This is a genomic window from Nostoc sp. PA-18-2419 (assembly GCF_005869855.1).
Lineage (GTDB): Bacteria > Cyanobacteriota > Cyanobacteriia > Cyanobacteriales > Nostocaceae > Nostoc.
This window is the reverse complement of record NZ_SZNH01000015.1, coordinates 110,001-126,986: the sequence shown is the minus strand read 5'-3', so window position 1 is coordinate 126,986 and position 16,986 is coordinate 110,001. Positions and strand designations below refer to the sequence as shown.

Below are 16,986 nucleotides of genomic sequence, written 5' to 3'. Positions count from 1 at the left end.
TATCAGATTATTTCTTTGTTATAAGTATCACTTCATATCTACAGCAACCTGCTAGATAATTCTTTTTAGTCACAGGCGATTACGTAAACAGTGAGTTAATACATGACTTTACAGAATTGGAGACGCAAGCGTGGCGTTGCACTTACTATCAAGGGTTTGCAAAAAATTAAGGAAGCAAAGTATCACTCAGAAGCAAAGGAAAATTTTGGAAACAGGTACACTCTTGAAGAAATGAGCGCACGCTCTGGATTATATTCCGCTACGATATCAAAAGTATTGAATCGCGAAGGAGGGGTTGACAAACAGACTATTGAAAAACTGTTCTCAGCTTTTTCCTTAAAAATAGATAAAAGTGACTATTCAAGCTCAAAAAATCGTCTAGATTGGGGAGAAGCTATTTTTACGTCAGTTTTTTATGGACGTACGGAAGAACTTAAGACGTTAGAACAATGGATTCTTGATGAACAGTGCCGATTAGTGACAGTATTGGGAATTGGAGGTATTGGTAAAACAGCGCTGTCTGTAAAGTTTGCTCAACAGATTCAGGAGAACTTTGAGTATGTTATCTGGCGATCGCTACGAGAAGCTCCACCTGTTAAAATTATTCTCGGTAACTTAATTCAATTTCTCTCTGACGAACAACAAACCGAAGCTAACTTATCAGAAAGTTTTAGCGATCGGGTATCGCGCCTACTTGATTATTTACAAAATAATCGTTGTCTACTGATACTTGATAATGCAGAATCAATTCTCCGTAGTGGTAGCCGTGCCGGAGTTTATCGAGAAGGATATGAAGAATATGGTGAGCTTTTAAGGCGGGTAGGAGAAGCAACTCACCAAAGCTGCTTACTGATAACTAGTCGGGAAAAACCGAAAGAAATAGCATTGCTGGAAGGAGAAACGCTACCTGTTCGTTCTTTACCACTAGGTGGTTTAAAAGTAGTAGAAGGGCAAGAAATCTTAAAACTTAAAGGGCTATCTGCCAGAGAAGATGAATTGAAACTAATGATTGAACGCTACGTAGGCAATCCATTAGCTTTGAAGATAGTTGCCACGACCATTCAAGATATTTTTGATGGGGATGTGAGTGAATTTTTGCAACAGAACACCGTTGTTTTTGGTGATATTCGTGATGTTTTAGAGCAGCAGTTTGAGCGCTTGTCAGATTTAGAAAAAGACATAATGTATTGGCTAGCGATTAATCGGGAGCCAATAACACTAAAAGAATTGCGAGATGATATTATATCGCCAGTACCACAGGCAAAATTACTAGAGGCTGTGGAATCTTTGGGAAGGCGATCGCTAATCGAGAAGGCTACGCCTACACTCATCGAAAAAACTGCATCGCTTTTTACGCTCCAGCCTGTGGTCATGGAGTATGTCACCACCAGCTTGGTAGAACAAGTTTCTCAAGAGATGATCGCTGAGAATATTGATTTATTCAGGCGTCATGCTCTAATGAAGGCAATCGGTAAAGATTATGTTAAAGATACTCAAATTCGCCTTATTATCAAACCAGTTTTAGATGGTCTGCTTACTGTCTTTAGAAGTAAAAAAATTCTAGAAAATCACTTAGCTCAAATTTTAGCAACTTTACGAGAAATATCTCCTCTAGAACAAAGTTATACAGCAGGCAATGTCTTTAACCTGCTTTGTCATTTAGAAACAGATCTGGGCGGTTATGATTTTTCTTATCTAACTATTTGGCAAGCCGACTTGCAAAATGTCAAATTGCATAATGCAAATTTTGCTCACGCCCATCTAGCTAAGTGTGTTTTTATTGAAACCTTTGGTGGTATTTTTTCGGTAGCCTTTAGCCCGAATGGTAAACTTTTAGCTACTGGTGATACCAATGGAGAAATTCGCTTGTACGAAGTTGCCAATAGTCAGCAACTTATGACTTGTAAGGGGCATACTGGTTGGGTTTGGTCAGTTACTTTTAGTCCCAACGGTCAGGCTATTGCCAGTGGTAGCAATGACCAAACAATAAAACTGTGGGATATCAGTAATGGTCAGTGTTTCAAAACTTTGGAGGGTCATAGTGGTGGGGTTCGTTCAGTCACTTTTAGTCACAACGGTCAGGTCATTGCTAGTGGTAGTGACGACCAAACAGTGAAGTTGTGGAATATCAGTACAGGCAAATGTCTCAAAACGTTACAGGAAGAAGGTTGTAGTGTATGGTCTGTTGCCTTTAATCCAAAAGGTGATCTGTTGGCAAGTGGAAATGATGACTATAAGGTAAGGCTGTGGGATATTAACAGCAGTTCACGTATTCACACTTTAGAGGGTCATACTCAGTGGGTATACTCAGTCACTTTCAGCCCTGACGGTAATACACTAGCTAGCGCCAGCCATGACCAAACAGTTAAACTTTGGGACATAAATACTGGTAAATGTATTAAGACTTTGCAGGGGCATACAGACTTGGTACATTCAGTTACCTTTAGTGTAGATGGTAGCGCTCTTGTTAGTTGTGGTGAAGACCAAACAGTTAGGGTATGGGATTTTGTGAGTGGTCAATGCCTTAAAACTCTACAAGGACATAAAAGTAGGGTATGGTCATTAGCAATATGTATAAATCAAAATATTTGTGCTAGTAGCAGTGATGACCAAACGGTAAAGTTATGGAATATCAGCACTGGTCGATGCATTAAGACCTTCCAGGGTTACAACAATGGAATATGGTCAGTTGCTGTTAGCCCAAACGATAATTTCCTTGCCAGTGGTAGTAACGACCAAACAGTGACACTGTGGGATGCTATGACTGGTAAGTGTCTCAAAACTTTACAGGGACATGGTAGGAGAGTTACATCAGTTGTGTTTAGTCCTGATTTTCACTTGCTTGCAAGTGGCAGCGAAGACCAAACAATAAGAATATGGGATCTAAGTACTAGTAAATGTCTTAAAATATTGAAAGGACATAGTAATCGAGTTACATCAGTTACTTTTAGTGCCGACAGCTATTTTTTGGCAAGTGGTAGCGATGACCAAACAATAAGAATATGGGATGTCATCACTGGTCAATGCCTCAATATTTTACGAGAACATAGTGGTAGAACATGGTCAGTTACCTTCAGTCCTGACAGTCATGTATTAGCTAGTGGTAGTCATGACGGAACAGTGAAACTCTGGAATATTCGCACTGGCAGATGTCTTCATACTTTACAAGGTCATACCGAATGGGTTTGGGCAGTTGGCTTTAGTTCAGATGGTAGTATGCTAGCTAGCGGTAGCGGAGACCAAATGATTAAACTCTGGGATATCTGCACTGGTCACTGTCTTACAACTTTGCAAGACCATATAAATACTGTATATTCAGTTGCTTTCAGTTCTGATGGTCGCATACTGGCCAGTGGCAGTGGTGACCAAACAGTTAAGCTTTGGGATGTTAACACAGGTAGCTGTTTAAGAACTTTATTGGGACATACTAGATGGGTTTGGTCAGTTACTTTTAGTTCTGATGGTCAGACTGTGGTCAGTTGTAGTGAAGATGAGACAATTAAGATTTGGGATGTACAAACAGGTAAATGTTTGAAAACTTTGAAAAGTAAAAATCCTTACGAGGGAACGAATATCACTAGTATAAGTGGCTTAACTGAGTCTCAGAAGGATACTTTAAAAGCTCTAGGAGCAGTTGAGTCTTAAATGAGGCTTAATATTAACTGATAATACAGAGTTAAGCTGGCTGGCGATCAAGCGCTAATTTAGTAAGTTCTTTTGCGTTTCAATAGCGAAACTGCACCTAAAATGCTGTATGCTAGCATTCCTAATTCAACAGATGGTTCCGGTACTGCTACTGACTTAAGTGCTGAGAATGCTAATTCTCCAATTAGCTTATGAGCAGTAGTTGTCGGATGCACTTCGTCCCAAAACAAAAATTCTTCAGGGTCACAGAAAACTTGTTGTGTGGGAACATCTATACGCACTACTGATAAGTCTTTGCTAATACAGGAGTTAGTAACGTTTGTAAAACCGAATTCCCCTGGAGCTGCAATGATCCTATCAAATAGGGAATTAACATTCAGTTCTATAATGTTGATATCAGGACCTAATTGTTGGCTCAAAACTTGGAGTTCTGTATTCAAGCTAGAGTTATGTTCACTGCTGAATGTATTGAATAAGTTAGAACGTTGACTAGTGAAATTTGCAAAAGGTAACTTTCCCAAATCCGGTAAGTTAACCACCATGATATTTCTAGCGCCATCAGCAACAAGTGATGTCAACGCTGTTGATAGGTTTGCCACTGTATTGCTAGGATTTGGCTCACCATCGAAAAAGTAACTTAGATAGTCATTAGTACCAGCCCAAATAATATATAAAGCATTAGGATCGGGAGTTTTATTTGCTGCTACAAAGTTATTTATCTGTTGCCACAATCCTGGTAAAGTCGCTAAACCAATATTCTCAGTTCCTGTAGTCGCACCACCAAAAGCAAAGTTATTTTTCAAATTTAATGTTAATCCTAGATTAAAGGCAAGATAATCAACCCAATTTGGACCATTAGAAAAACGCCCATTATAGTAGGTTGGATTTGGAGGAATAATGCCGTTAGTGGCATTAAATACATTACCAGTATCAGAAAAACTGTCTCCAAAGACGTAAATATTGTCATAATCCTTTGCTAATACTTTGAGTGGAAACATCAAAAATAACAGCAAAAATCCTGTTGTTATAATTTTTCTTTGCACAGTTAATTTCTTAATCTAATTTCAACCTTGGAAAGATGCTCTGAGAAAAATCTTGCTCCTTTCTACAAAGCTTTTTTATCTAATTTAGAACTTTCAAGAGGGTGAGGGGCTAACGCCACATTACCCCAGCGCATTACACTTGCAGAGGCAACACCTGCTGCACCAGAACCATAAATGAGAACTAAGTCATTTTCGTGAATCTTACCCAAATGTGCAGCATGGTACAGATTTGCCACAGTCAGTACTGGTCCTATATTTGCATATAGAGGGTAGAGATTGATTGTGCGCTCTGGGTTAATACCCAGTAGCCGCGTGCAGAACTGTGTCATCCAAGCAGTAGGGGTATTGAAAAGAAAAAAGTCGATTTGCTGCAACGTTACACCAGCAGATGCGATCGCACCCTCACAACATATAGAAAGAAACTCCGCAGCAGTTTCGCGTAGAGCCTTTGCACCCTTACCCGTCTGTATGCGAACTCGGGAATTTCCTTGTTCATCCTTTATTACTCCAGTAGATACTACTTCACACAGCGCACCTGTATGAACTGTCTTAGTGCCAAGAATACCCTGATTTCCTTCAAGTGAACTGACTATAAAAGCTCCAGCACCATCACCAAGAAACCAAGACACAGTATCTTGCTCGTCACAAACGCGAGAGTACGAACACGAAATAACTACGAGTACATTGCGATACTCTCCTGCTCGCACTAAAGCACTGGCGGTTTGAAGTACAGCTGGCGTACTCCCACACGTTCCATCAAGATTCCATGCAGCACCCACAAGACCGAGTTTACGGGCAAGAAAAGCGGCATTGCCAAATCCAACTTGTTCAGGCCAAACTGAGGTGACAATCATCAAATCAATATCATTAACAGAAAGTTTAGCTGCATTCAGGGTATCTGTTGCCGCGCGATACTCCAAGGTTAAAGAGGACTCTTCATGACTAAGCAGCCAGCGCTCAATAGTACCACGGAAGGGATCTGAAAGATAAGGCAGCATCTCCATATCAAACTCATTATTCGGAGTTGTTTCAGTCATCGAAAACAGCCTTGCCAGTCCTTTTTGTTCAGCCTCAGCTATTATATCTGGATACTTTTCTACATAATAGTTATTAGTACGTCTAATAGTTGGAAAACTTAGTGCAAGTGAACGAATACCTACTGGGAAATGCACCATATAAAAAATTATCTCTTATTTTAATAGTTGGTAGCGCCCTGTAAAATCAGACTTAGATTACGACTTTGAGCCGGTGCTATTTGGGTGGGATCTATAATTACATCAACCACAAATGGGCCTTTCGCCGCGATCGCTTTTTCTAGTGCTACTTGAACGTCAGCTTCCCTTTCAACCCGAATACCTTCTGCTCCCATCCCCTGAGCAATCTTGACAAAATCTGCTTGTGGAATCGTTGCATCTACATTCTTGAATCCTAGATACGCTATTCCCTGTTCGCAGATGTTATAACGCCCATCATTGAGTATAATCCAGACAGCAGGAACTTGATATTTTACTGCCGTGTTTACCTCGCTGTTCATCAGCATGGCACCATCTCCGACAATGGCAACAGCCTTGCCATTCCGTGCCAAAGCAGCACCTACTACACCTGTGACAAAATGCCCCATAGAACCAAATCCGTTGCTAATCCGGTAACGGTTTTGTGTGTTAAATCGTAGCAGGTGAATTACCCAAGCAAATGAGTTACCCGACTCTGCCATTACTAATGCATCGCTTCCATCAACAATCACTTGTTGAATTAGATTCATGAGCAGTTCTGGTCGAACTAGACCGTTCACCTGTGGCTTGATGAGATCGCATTTAAATTGAGGCAGCATTATTGTTCTTGCGCCAGTACTTTCTGGAAAGTTCTTCAGCAGGTTCTTCATAAAGATTTCCACGTCGGACTGGATAGCGAAAGTCTCGGTGGATGGATATGCTGTTCCCGGTACCTGGGGATCAATGTCAACATGCAGCAAGCCTTGCCAGGGTGTCATCACAGGATTCCACAAGGAGGTAAATTCACCAAGGCGTGTTCCCAAAACCAGTATGTGCCTTGGACGTTGCTCCCTCATGTACCTAAAAACCGACTCATGCCCACCAAAGCCCGTAACACCTACAAACTGAGGATGATCTTCAGGAAAAATACCTTTGGCCCGTGGTGAGCACATCACAGCAGCCCCCGTTCTCTCGGCAAGCTGGCAAATCTCTTTTGCAGCACCCCGTGCCCCAAAGCCCACCCAGATTGCAAACGGTCCCTTAGAGAGTAAGTGGACACATTCGGCTATTGTCTCCTCACTTGCTGTTGCTGTAGCCTGAGACAAAGTTACTCGTGGCAAAGATGTTTTTACTGAACTTGTCTGGATGTTTGTGGGAATACTGATATGAGCTACAAATCCTCCTGGTTGTCCTAGACCGATAGCAATCCTGCGAGCAACCTCTGGAAGTTCATCGCTGGATTCGAGGGTTGTTGCATAATGGAATATTGTCCCCGAAGTAAAAATACCTGCACTAGGCATAGTGTAGTTGCTAGTTTCTTGACAAGCCCACCGACCACGTTGTGGTGAAGAGGTCGAAGCTGACACGAAAATTACCTTAGCTCCCTCCCAACGGGCAGCCAACAGCCCTGTTAAAACGTTGATGATCCCCGGTCCTGTTGTAGTGAATACTACAACAGGGCGATCGCTAGCAAAGTAAGCCTCAGTCGCCGCAAAAGCTGCTCCGGCTTCGTGGCGAAAGTGCAACACCTGAATGGAACTTTGATGTAATGCAGCCCACACTGGGGCGATCGCACCTCCTGAAACACCAAAGGCATACTGCACTCCCATCTCTTCCAGAATTTTCACTACTGCCTCTGCTACCGAAAAAGCTCTGGATGATTTGCTATCAAATTGCTGTTCAGTTAAGTTTAATTTTTTACTAGGATTGACTTTTATATCCTCAAATTTAGCATCCATACAAACTACTTTAGGAAGAATTCCTGTGTTATGTAGCATTATCCCACATACTTAGACTTAACTAAATATTTATTGTCTAGAGCGGGTACAAGCCAATAGCTAAAAAGGTTTTAGTATACTTTATTTTTATTTACATAGTTGAGTTTTCTTGTACCCATTTGCTTAGTTGGTTTTACATAGGTTGCTATTTAATTGTCTACCTACTTAAACTCTGCTTTGATATAGAAGAAATGGTCACGAGACTCTAACAGCAGCAGATGTAGCCAACAGCAAATAGATTCACCCGTTTTTCGGTTCGTAAAAACTGAAGACAATTAATCTACCTATAGAGTATAAAAATATGATTAACTTCGATCAGTACAAGGTTTTAACCTTCGATTGTTATGGAACCCTAATCGATTGGGAAAACGGCATCTTAGAAGCACTAAAGCCACTGCTACTGGCGCACAATAGTGATTTAAATGACAATAAAATTCTAGAACTTTTTGCCAAATTTGAAGCAGAACTCGAACAAGGAGAATACATTAAATATCGAGAAGTTTTGAGGAGAGTAGTCCAGAAATTTGGTGAGCGAATAGGCTTTGAGCCAACTGCTAAGGAACTCAATTCACTTGCTGATTCGATTGCGTACTGGTTACCTTTTCCTGATACTGTTGAGGCACTGAGAACCCTCAAGCAAAATTTTAGACTAGCGATTATATCAAATGTAGATGACGATCTCTTTGCTTTCTCAGCAAAGCGCTTAGAGGTAAAATTCGAGCAAATAATCACAGCAGAACAGGCTAAAAGCTACAAACCTTCCTTAAACAATTTTAGACTTGCTATTGAGAGAATTAATTTACCGATAGAAGAGATATTACACGTTGCCGCCAGTGTTTATCACGATATAGTGGCAGCGAAATCTCTAGGACTATCAACAGTTTGGGTGAACCGTCGAGCAGGTCAACAAGGAGTTGGTGCTACTGTATCAGCAGTCAGTCAACCTGATTTAGAAGTGCCTGATTTGAAGACCCTCGCTGCTTTGATTTCAGCAAAACAGTTTTGAGGAACTTTAACAAATAAATTATCCTGTTTAAAGTTGCTGACTAATGAACGCTAGTTGCTTCTTCTATCGGAGACGCTACGCGAACAAGTCGGGAAACCCGCCCACGGCGCTGTCTCACCAACGCACTGGCTCCTGTTGACTGTTAACTATGAACACTGGGATATTTTTGAGAAAGGAAGTCTCTTGAGTCGCTGAAACGATTTCAATGAGAAGATGTTGTTAAAAAACTAAACAGGGATTGCAACATAGATTGATTCTGGCTTACTCTGGAAAAACTACTATGGCAGTTTGACTACCCCATAGCGATCGCTCACCACAACGCAGTTGTTTCAAAGTTTTGGCTGAGTACAGAAATTGGCTCCCCAAGATAGACTCACTGCCGATAAACTTGTTTAAGAAAACACTTGATAGCCTAAAACGATGAAAGCATCTGCTAATTTCGACTTTGAAGACGAGAAATTTAATGCACCGCCTTCTCAAGTCATCCCTTGGTGTCAGATGATTAATCCTCGGTATGGCACAGATGGTATACAATCTTACGGTTTGGCGATTAAGCTGGATAATGCTAATGCTGTCGGTTTTGTGCCAGATGATAATTGGCAGCAGGTAGAGCATGAATTTAGCTCTGGAGTCGAAACGGTCTTTATTAGCACTACTCCCCGCTTAGTTATAGTGCGTCGCGGACCATTGTCTGTCAAAGACCGGGAAACCGGTCTAAAACTGGGTACGCTCAAAGATAATTATGATGCTTTTTTAGCAGACAAACTTAAATTTAAAACCTTTACTCGCTATCTAATTTTTATAGTCGGAGAGAATAAAAAGTTTTTACATGAATCACCACTACAATTAACACTTAATGGTGCTGCTGGAGCGAGTTTCAGCAAAACTTACTCCGAATTACAACAAGGGAAAGTGGTTAGTGGATTCGTTGCTGAACTAGAAAAGGCTTATGCTGTTTATCGCAAGCAACCCTTGAGTGCAAAAGGCCCTTTGTTCCACGCTCACGGAATTTTTTCCCCGATAATTGAGTGTGAAGAAAGAGGCATTGAACCAAATACAGTTCTGGTAGCTTCAACTGTAGACTACAAACATCCCACGGTAGGAACCTTAACACAATATTTAATTCCTTCCGATTGTGCTGAATCTGCAATTATCTGCAAAACTTTTGAAGAATATAAAGATTTCGGTAAGGAACCTGTAAAATCAGAAACACCAAAAATGGCAATGGCAGGAGTTTCTAGTTCTTACGTCTATGCTGATGAAGATGATTTTGCTTATCCGCCGTATTAGATGAGGAGTGGAAAGATGGGAGATGAAGAGATAGGTGTGGGGGGTGTGGGGAGATGAGGGAGTGGGGGGAGTGTGGGGGGAAAGATTTCTTCCCCATCTTCCCCATCCTCCCACACCCCCTCATCCTCCCACTCCTCCTTTTCCTCCCACACTCCCTGTTTGCCTTATGCCCAATATCTACTCTTTGAGCAATAAATAGTATAGTGAACCATTACCGCCTGTGATGCCAGCGCGATCGCCTGCTAGTTTCCCAGATCCCATGAAATAATCTACTCGTCCCGGACCTTTGATGGCGCTTCCTGTATCCTGGTCAAGGACAAAGCGGCTGACGGTACGCTTCTGGAGTTTACCACCACTGGCAGGATAGGGAAATGAATTGTAAATTAGGGCTAGCGCTCCCGGAGGCATGAGAGACTTATCTGTGGCAATGGAACGCTCTGCGGTTACTGGTACATGAATACTGCCTGTAGCTCCAGTACCACCTGTTTCTTGGAAGAAAATAAATCGTTGCCAGCGCGGCAGATAATTATTCAACTCTTGTGGTTTTTGCCGGAAATAAGCAATCATACGTGGCATTGTCAATCCTTGCAAAGGCAGTTTGCCATCTTTGGCTAGTTCTTTGCCGATACTAGTCCAAGGGTAATCGGTTCCACCTGCATAGCCAACAGACGTTGTTTCGCCATTAGTTAATTTAATTTGGGCAGAACCTTGGATGTGTACCATGTATGCGTCGAGGCGATCGCGAAACCAAAGCAGTTCTAAACCATGCAACCGACTTTTACTTCCTAGTAAACCATCCTTCCCTTCCAAAGCAATTCGTTTTGGGTGGGGTTTCGCCCATTGGCTGAAATTAGGTGGTAGCCGATAAAGAGGATATTTATATATTGCAGTCCTGACACGGCTGGCGGTGTAAACAGGTTCATAATAAGCTGTGAATTTAACAGTACCTTTACCATCGTTGCCCACAGACTGGTAAAAAACAAACTCCCGTTGGACAGCTGCTCGTAATTCTGTTGGTGAATTAGAACTGACAACCAGTTGGCGAAAACGTAATAAACTCTGACGAACGCGATCAAGCGTGATTTCCTTGACAGGATAATTTTGATATACTGCGATCGCATCATCCTTTGCTAAGTAACGCAAACTATTGTCAATAGAAGCCAATAGAGCTTGGCGATCGCCTATCTTACCGCTTTGACCCCAAATTTGGTCATCCCAACCCAAGCAACTCTGCCGCAGCGTACAATCGGTTCCAATGGCGATTGGTTTTAACGGCGGCGTTACCTGAGGAGTAATTGGTACAGTAATTGGTACTGGTAGAGACGGGAGCTCCGGAGTAGTCGGTATTGGCAAGGGTAATAAATTAGGAACCTGAGCAACAACCGACAAAAGAGGATTTACAAAAGCAATTCCCAGACTCAAGGAAAGCAAAGCAAGGGTTTTTCTCATCATTTAGTTGAATCTTTCAACGCTGGAACTAAAAACGGGTTCTACCCGAATTGCCACGATTCGAGAAGGGCGTACTACCATATACTCTCCCTGAATATTCTTGATCGGGACGCTAATAAAATCAGTAGAAGCAGACTTGGGCACAAGTTCGCCACTATACCACTTCTGAAACTCTTGAATAGTAGGAAAACGTACTTCTTCCCGATGACCAGTTTCCAGTAGGAGGTATACGGCGTATTCATTTGGAGTTCTAGGCATAAGATTGAATTTTTTAAAAAACATTCAACCCATTGTTAACCAAGTTACCCCAGAATGAAAAGGGTAAGCATACGGGAGGTGGGGTAGGGGCAGGAAGACAATAATAACTCCTAACTCACCACGGTCTAAGCGCGCACAAAAAAAGCTAACACCACTCCCATACCCAATGACTAATGACAAATAACCAATAACTCTCCACCTTAGACGGCTAATCCTTTAACCAGTTCCTTAAAAAGTGTAAGTCTTGCATAACTCTTCAATTAAGGTGTGATAACTAATTATCATTGTTGAACAACACCTAATTTAAGAGATAAAAATTATAAAACTTTACTATCGTGGTCTGACCTATGAATACGACCCAAGCCAAGTTGGTAGCAAAAAAACACAACAGCCGTTTCAACCAGTTCCTCAAATTGGGTCAGCTTATAATTTAATGTACCGTGGCGTTAGTTATTGCGTCGCTCCTAATTCCAAATCAGCACAAGTTCCTCTAGCATTAGAAGCTTATCAACTAAGCTTTAGGGGAATCACCTATTTTCTAAATAAAACTGGACAAGGAAAAGTTACCATAGCTTCTCAACAAGCAACTACTGCAAAAATTAGCAGTGTGCCAATTTTTCAGGAATTAAACCTTCAACAATAATATAGCGGCAAGCCGATCTGGAGTTTAGGGAGTGATTAACTTGTAGTACAATCCTCAAAAAACCTTGTAATTTTAGCACTACCTAGTTTCTTTCTCAACAGACCTTGCCAAAGCTGGTAGTTGTGCCAAGATTAATTTGAGGACTTAGGCAAGTAAGACAATGTTAGGACAGTTATTAGACGGACGTTACCAAGTCCTTCAAGTTTTAGGTGGAGGAGGGTTCGGTCAAACCTACATCGCCCAAGACACCCACCGTCCAGGTTTCCCGAAATGCGTTGTCAAACACCTCAAGCCCGTCACTCGCAGCCCCGAATTTCTCGAAACTGCTAGACGGCTATTTAGTAGTGAGGCAGAAACGCTAGAACAATTGGGAAACCATGACCAAATTCCTCGGCTTTTAGCTTATTTTGAAGAGAACCAAGAGTTTTTCTTGGTACAAGAGTTTATTGAAGGACATACTCTCAAAGTAGAACTGCCTCCCAATCAACGTTGGACACAAGAGCAAGTGATTCAACTCCTCCAACAAATATTGGGTATTCTGCAATTTATTCACAGCCACAACGTTATTCATCGAGATATCAAGCCAGACAATATAATCAGGCGGCAACGAGATGGTAAGTTAGTACTGATTGATTTTGGTGCCGTCAAACAAATCCAAACTCAACTGCTTACAGTTGCAGGGCAAACCGGAGCTAGTATTATTATTGGCACCCCAGGATACATGTCTACAGAACAGGGGCAAGGTAAACCCCGCCCCAACAGCGATATTTATTCCTTGGGCATTATTTGTATCCAAGCACTTACAGGTTTACATCCGGTAAACTTTGAGGAAGATGCAGATACAGGAGAAATTTCTTGGCAGCATCAGGCTAACGTCAGTTCTGAGTTGGCATCTGTGCTATCTAAGATGGTGCTACACCATTTTAAACAGCGCTATCAGTCTGCGGCTGAAATTCTAAGGGTGCTTGAACATCTCAATACGAGAGTAGAAGCCCAACAACCTCAACCATCATCTTTTACACAACCCCCTCAAGCTTCACTTCCTCGCCAAAATTCAATTGGATATTTGCCTACTTCTATCCTCTCTCCAGAAAATTATAATCGCTTAGAAAAAATTCTTTTGGAATTTGTCGGTCCTGTTGCCCCAAGATTACTACAACAAGTTGCGGCGTCTGCGTCTAACCCTGAAGAATTAATTAGTCAATTGGCACTTCATCTGCGAGCAAATCAACAAATTGATTTTCACAAGAAAACAATATTTATACTAGAGAAACCTACTATACTCCAGGAATTAACTATTAAATCTGATCGCTCTACAATTATCTCGAATAATTTATCAAACCAAGAACCTGAACTCATAACCGACAGCTTTATAGAAAAATGCGAGCGGGAGTTAGCTGATTTAATTGGCCCCATAGCTAAGTTTCTAGTCCAAAAAGCTGTCAAATCTTCTGGACAAATTTCTCGTGTAGAACTGGTAAAAATTTTAGCCTCAAAAATTCCCGAAGCTCAAAAAGCTTTGCAATTTCAGCAACGCTTACTTTCTTAAATTAGGCAATAGTTGAGTCTAAAAATATGTGCTAGAGGGCAAAGCATCTCCGGCTTTGCTCATCAGTAAAGATTTCCGATTTGGACAATGCCCATAACTCTTTAGCTTTGATTATTCAGCAGCTCCAAAGCTATTCTTAAACTAGCTTTCATGCGATTAAATGCTTCTGCCAAACCACCAATTTCATCATTAGATATCTCTTCAAAATCAGCGGTCATGTCACCAGTACTGACTTGTTGGGCAATTTTTTCTATTCTTTTGATACGTAGAATCACAGCTTTTTTAATTAAGAAGTTAATCAAGAAAAGTATAATTCCAAAGATAGCAATCAAAAGTATCATGATTAATATCCAAGTGCGTTTGGCATTGGCAAAAATATCTTCGGAAGGAATAGAAATTATTTGAGCAGAAACAATTTGATTGAGATGCCAGCCAAAACCATTTTCCGAGCCATAAGTTGCCAACTGACTCTTAGGAGCTTGATCTGGTGTAGAATGACACCGCAAACATTTTCGTAGTGTAATCTTTAATGGTTGAGCAATATAAAATACTTCGCCTTCTGGCAAGTCACGAAAACCAGTAATTTCTAGAGTATTGGGTTCATTACGAAAACGCTTCACAAGTTCAGCTTCAAAATTATCAGCTTTATCTGCTAAATTAGTTGGATTCAGTGTGGCGTCTTTATGAAAAAAGTTTTTATATTCGGGCTTTTTGCGAAAATTCTCAAAAACTTCTTTAGATGAAAAAGTGGGCACTACTTCAGGCATGAAGCTTGGGTTAGTATCTAGTCTAGGTTCTAATAAGGGATCTATACGATTTTGTGTATAGTTTCTAACTGCATTCACCATTCCGATGAGAATCTGCGCTTGAGAAGCTACTTCATTTTGCGCTCTCCCCTGAAGTACACTAGATAAGGCGACGCCGCTTCCCAAAATACTGACAATGAAAACTAATATTAAAAGTAAGTTAAATTTAGCACCTATTTTTAAGTTTTTTAAAGTAATGTTGTTTAACATAATCTAACCAAAGAAGGTGGTATCTTAATCTTGTTTAATATCTATTTATACCTGTTAGAAAGCCCCTAATCAATGAATTAATAAATATTAATTTTTTGTTGCAATATCACCTATTTAAGCACTAATGAAGCCGCTCTAAATTAGTTCTCAAATCTGAGTTATTTCTTTATCATAATTAGTGATGTTTTTGCGATTTTCCCGTCGTTTTTTTCTATTTAATCTACTAGGTTTGACATTTGCAAGCTGTCAATCAGGACGGAAGTTTGAAGGTACGCTAACTATTGGCGTTCTTAACTATGGTGGAGGCGAACAGATAATTAATCAATATGCTAAATTTAATAGTTATTTGGGTGAAAAAACAAATTCATATATTCAACTAGAGCCTGCTTTTAATGAAAATAGAGCGGTTGAGCGCCTTGAGGCTCGTGCTTGGTCGTTGGTATTTGCTCCACCTGGTTTGGCGGCTATTGCGATCGCCCGCTACCAATATGTTCCTCTGTTTCCTTTAATAGGTATTAGTGATTTGCGTTCAATTTTCGTTGTTCGCAAGGACAGCTCAATAACAGATTTAAAACAACTACAGGGTCAAACCCTAGCTTTAGGTCAGTTAGGTTCGGCCACAGGATATTATTTTCCTCTTTACAATCTTTATGGTACAACACTAGCTGAAATCTTATTTGCACCTACACCAAAAGCAGCACTGGAATTGGTAGCTCAAGGAAAAGCTAGCGCTTGTGCAGTTTCGGAGGCTGAATTGAGTCTCCACGGTTCACAGTTTAGCCCGATTGAATTCCGCGTACTTTTTAAAGATCCCCACTATGTACCACTGGGTGTGGTCTTGATTGGGCCTAATGTAGAGCGTAATCGTCAAGAATTCATTCGCAAAGTGATGAGCGAGTCGCCTTCGGGTTTAGCTCAAGAAGTTGGCTATGTACCCAATGGACAAGTACCGAATTACAAATATATGATTTCTGTGGTAGATCGAGTCAGTTCAATTGCTTCTAATTTGCAAACTAAACCTGTGCGTTTATTTGATTCAAAACTGCCAGCAAATATTTAATTGATAATTCCCAAGTTGTTGTAGATTTCGATTAAATTACCATCAGGATCGCGAAAATGAGCTGTGCGGATTCCCCAATCTGGGCGGTCTTTTGGTTGAGTGACAACAATTGCATTACTATCTTTTACTTGCTTGTAGACCTCATCGACGTTATCTACTGCAAAAATCAAGACAATCTTATCTCGATTCACAACATATGAAGGCTGATCGATCCTTGGGACTACTTCGTCCATTAATTCTTTTTTGAACAAACCAAGCTTGAGATATCCGCTATTCAACTCAGCATAGCCGCTATTTTCATCCCCCCAATCGACATCAAATTTTAGCAAATCTCGGTAGAACAGAAAAGAATCTTTGTAGTTGGAGACAAGCAGTCTCAAGTGTGTTAGCTGAAGCTTCATAGTGGCCTTAGTCTACTAACTGTGAATTCTAGGTTCTGGATGCAAAGTCGCCAGCAACTCGCTTTCGACAATTGCTAATTCATCAAGGCGTTGGATGACAATTTCTTTGTCGAAGTAAGTAGCAGCTAAAACCCAATATATACCGTAGTGACGCGCTTCGGATGCCATCAGACCACGATAAAATTTTGCTAATTCTGGATCCGGACAGTAAGCAGCTAATAATCCCAGGCGTTCGTGAGAGCGAGCTTCAATTAAGCCAGTAACTAGTAAAGAATCCAAAAATCGCTGAGGTTCTTGAGGGCGTACAGCAGCTTTTAAACCCGCACCGTAGGGGGGTGGTGGTAGGGGAGCCAGAGGAATGTTCCGGCGTTCTAACCATTGGTTAACTAGCTCAAAGTGTTCTAGTTCTTCACGAGCGATCGCTGTTAACTCCCGCACCATTTTAGTATTAGAAGGGTAGCGAAACATAAAGTTCAAGGCCACGCCTGCGGCTTTACGTTCGCAGTGGGAGTGGTCGAGTAAAATGATGTCTAAGTTGGCGATCGCTTGTTCGATCCAAGCAGAACTCGTGGGCTGCTTCAGGGCGTTGATAGTTGGTAACTGAGTAAGCACATCACAAAACTCCAGAATTGCAATT

14 protein-coding genes are annotated in these 16,986 nt (G+C 41.1%); 6 read left to right on the top strand and 8 right to left on the bottom strand.

What is annotated here, in order from left to right; genetic code table 11:
• The first annotated feature begins 102 nt into the window (after positions 1-102).
• Positions 103-3,645: an NB-ARC domain-containing protein gene (locus tag FCR06_RS17120; RefSeq protein ID WP_138501766.1), complete on the top strand. Its 3,543-nt coding sequence runs from the start codon at positions 103-105 to the stop codon at positions 3,643-3,645.
• Positions 3,646-3,704: 59 nt separating this feature from the next.
• Here FCR06_RS17120 and FCR06_RS17115 read toward each other — a convergent pair whose 3' ends face one another.
• The 3 genes from FCR06_RS17115 to FCR06_RS17105 all read right to left on the bottom strand — a co-directional run bounded on the left by FCR06_RS17115 (position 3,705) and on the right by FCR06_RS17105 (position 7,638).
• On the bottom strand, positions 3,705-4,688 hold the full coding sequence (locus tag FCR06_RS17115) for an SGNH/GDSL hydrolase family protein (protein WP_189523462.1): 984 nt from the start codon (positions 4,686-4,688) through the stop codon (positions 3,705-3,707).
• A gap of 62 nt (positions 4,689-4,750) precedes the next feature.
• On the bottom strand, positions 4,751-5,863 hold the full coding sequence (locus FCR06_RS17110; RefSeq protein WP_138501764.1) for a 3-oxoacyl-ACP synthase III family protein: 1,113 nt from the start codon (positions 5,861-5,863) through the stop codon (positions 4,751-4,753).
• 20 nt (positions 5,864-5,883) lie between these two features.
• On the bottom strand, positions 5,884-7,638 hold the full coding sequence (locus FCR06_RS17105; RefSeq protein WP_138501845.1) for a ScyA-related TPP-binding enzyme: 1,755 nt from the start codon (positions 7,636-7,638) through the stop codon (positions 5,884-5,886).
• 340 nt (positions 7,639-7,978) lie between these two features.
• Here FCR06_RS17105 and FCR06_RS17100 point away from each other — a divergent pair, with 340 nt between their 5' ends.
• Together FCR06_RS17100 and FCR06_RS17095 are read left to right on the top strand one after the other, a co-directional pair.
• On the top strand, positions 7,979-8,683 hold the full coding sequence (locus tag FCR06_RS17100) for a haloacid dehalogenase type II (RefSeq protein ID WP_138501762.1): 705 nt from the start codon (positions 7,979-7,981) through the stop codon (positions 8,681-8,683).
• Between the two features lie 420 nt (positions 8,684-9,103).
• Positions 9,104-9,973 (top strand): DUF5895 domain-containing protein, encoded by an 870-nt coding sequence (locus FCR06_RS17095; RefSeq protein ID WP_138501760.1) that lies wholly within the window; start codon positions 9,104-9,106, stop codon positions 9,971-9,973.
• A gap of 177 nt (positions 9,974-10,150) precedes the next feature.
• Here the strand turns inward: FCR06_RS17095 and FCR06_RS17090 are convergent, their stop codons facing one another.
• The gene (locus FCR06_RS17090) at positions 10,151-11,422 is read right to left on the bottom strand and encodes a murein transglycosylase A (protein ID WP_138501843.1); all 1,272 of its coding nucleotides are present in this window, start codon (positions 11,420-11,422) and stop codon (positions 10,151-10,153) included.
• 3 nt (positions 11,423-11,425) lie between these two features.
• A complete protein-coding gene (locus FCR06_RS17085) occupies positions 11,426-11,680 on the bottom strand; it encodes a hypothetical protein (protein WP_138501758.1) in 255 nt (84 codons plus the stop codon).
• Positions 11,681-11,990: 310 nt separating this feature from the next.
• Here FCR06_RS17085 and FCR06_RS17080 point away from each other — a divergent pair, with 310 nt between their 5' ends.
• Together FCR06_RS17080 and FCR06_RS17075 are read left to right on the top strand one after the other, a co-directional pair.
• The gene (locus FCR06_RS17080; protein ID WP_317616827.1) at positions 11,991-12,323 is read left to right on the top strand and encodes a DUF4278 domain-containing protein; all 333 of its coding nucleotides are present in this window, start codon (positions 11,991-11,993) and stop codon (positions 12,321-12,323) included.
• Positions 12,324-12,483: 160 nt separating this feature from the next.
• Positions 12,484-13,872: a serine/threonine-protein kinase gene (locus FCR06_RS17075; RefSeq protein WP_138501754.1), complete on the top strand. Its 1,389-nt coding sequence runs from the start codon at positions 12,484-12,486 to the stop codon at positions 13,870-13,872.
• 101 nt (positions 13,873-13,973) lie between these two features.
• On the opposite strand, the gene FCR06_RS17070 is transcribed toward FCR06_RS17075, so the two are convergent.
• Positions 13,974-14,888, bottom strand: coding sequence for a DUF3365 domain-containing protein (locus tag FCR06_RS17070; protein WP_138501752.1), 915 nt, complete (start codon positions 14,886-14,888; stop codon positions 13,974-13,976).
• A gap of 181 nt (positions 14,889-15,069) precedes the next feature.
• On the opposite strand from FCR06_RS17070, the gene FCR06_RS17065 reads away from it, so the two are divergent.
• On the top strand, positions 15,070-15,948 hold the full coding sequence (locus FCR06_RS17065; RefSeq protein ID WP_138501750.1) for a phosphate/phosphite/phosphonate ABC transporter substrate-binding protein: 879 nt from the start codon (positions 15,070-15,072) through the stop codon (positions 15,946-15,948).
• Here FCR06_RS17065 and FCR06_RS17060 read toward each other — a convergent pair.
• Both FCR06_RS17060 and FCR06_RS17055 read right to left on the bottom strand, forming a co-directional pair.
• Positions 15,945-16,349, bottom strand: a complete 405-nt coding sequence (locus tag FCR06_RS17060) for a VOC family protein (RefSeq protein ID WP_138501748.1) — start codon at positions 16,347-16,349, stop codon at positions 15,945-15,947. The genes FCR06_RS17065 and FCR06_RS17060 overlap by 4 nt on opposite strands.
• Positions 16,350-16,364: 15 nt before the next feature.
• Positions 16,365-16,961, bottom strand: coding sequence for a tRNA-(ms[2]io[6]A)-hydroxylase (locus tag FCR06_RS17055; RefSeq protein ID WP_138501746.1), 597 nt, complete (start codon positions 16,959-16,961; stop codon positions 16,365-16,367).
• Positions 16,962-16,986 lie beyond the last annotated feature (25 nt).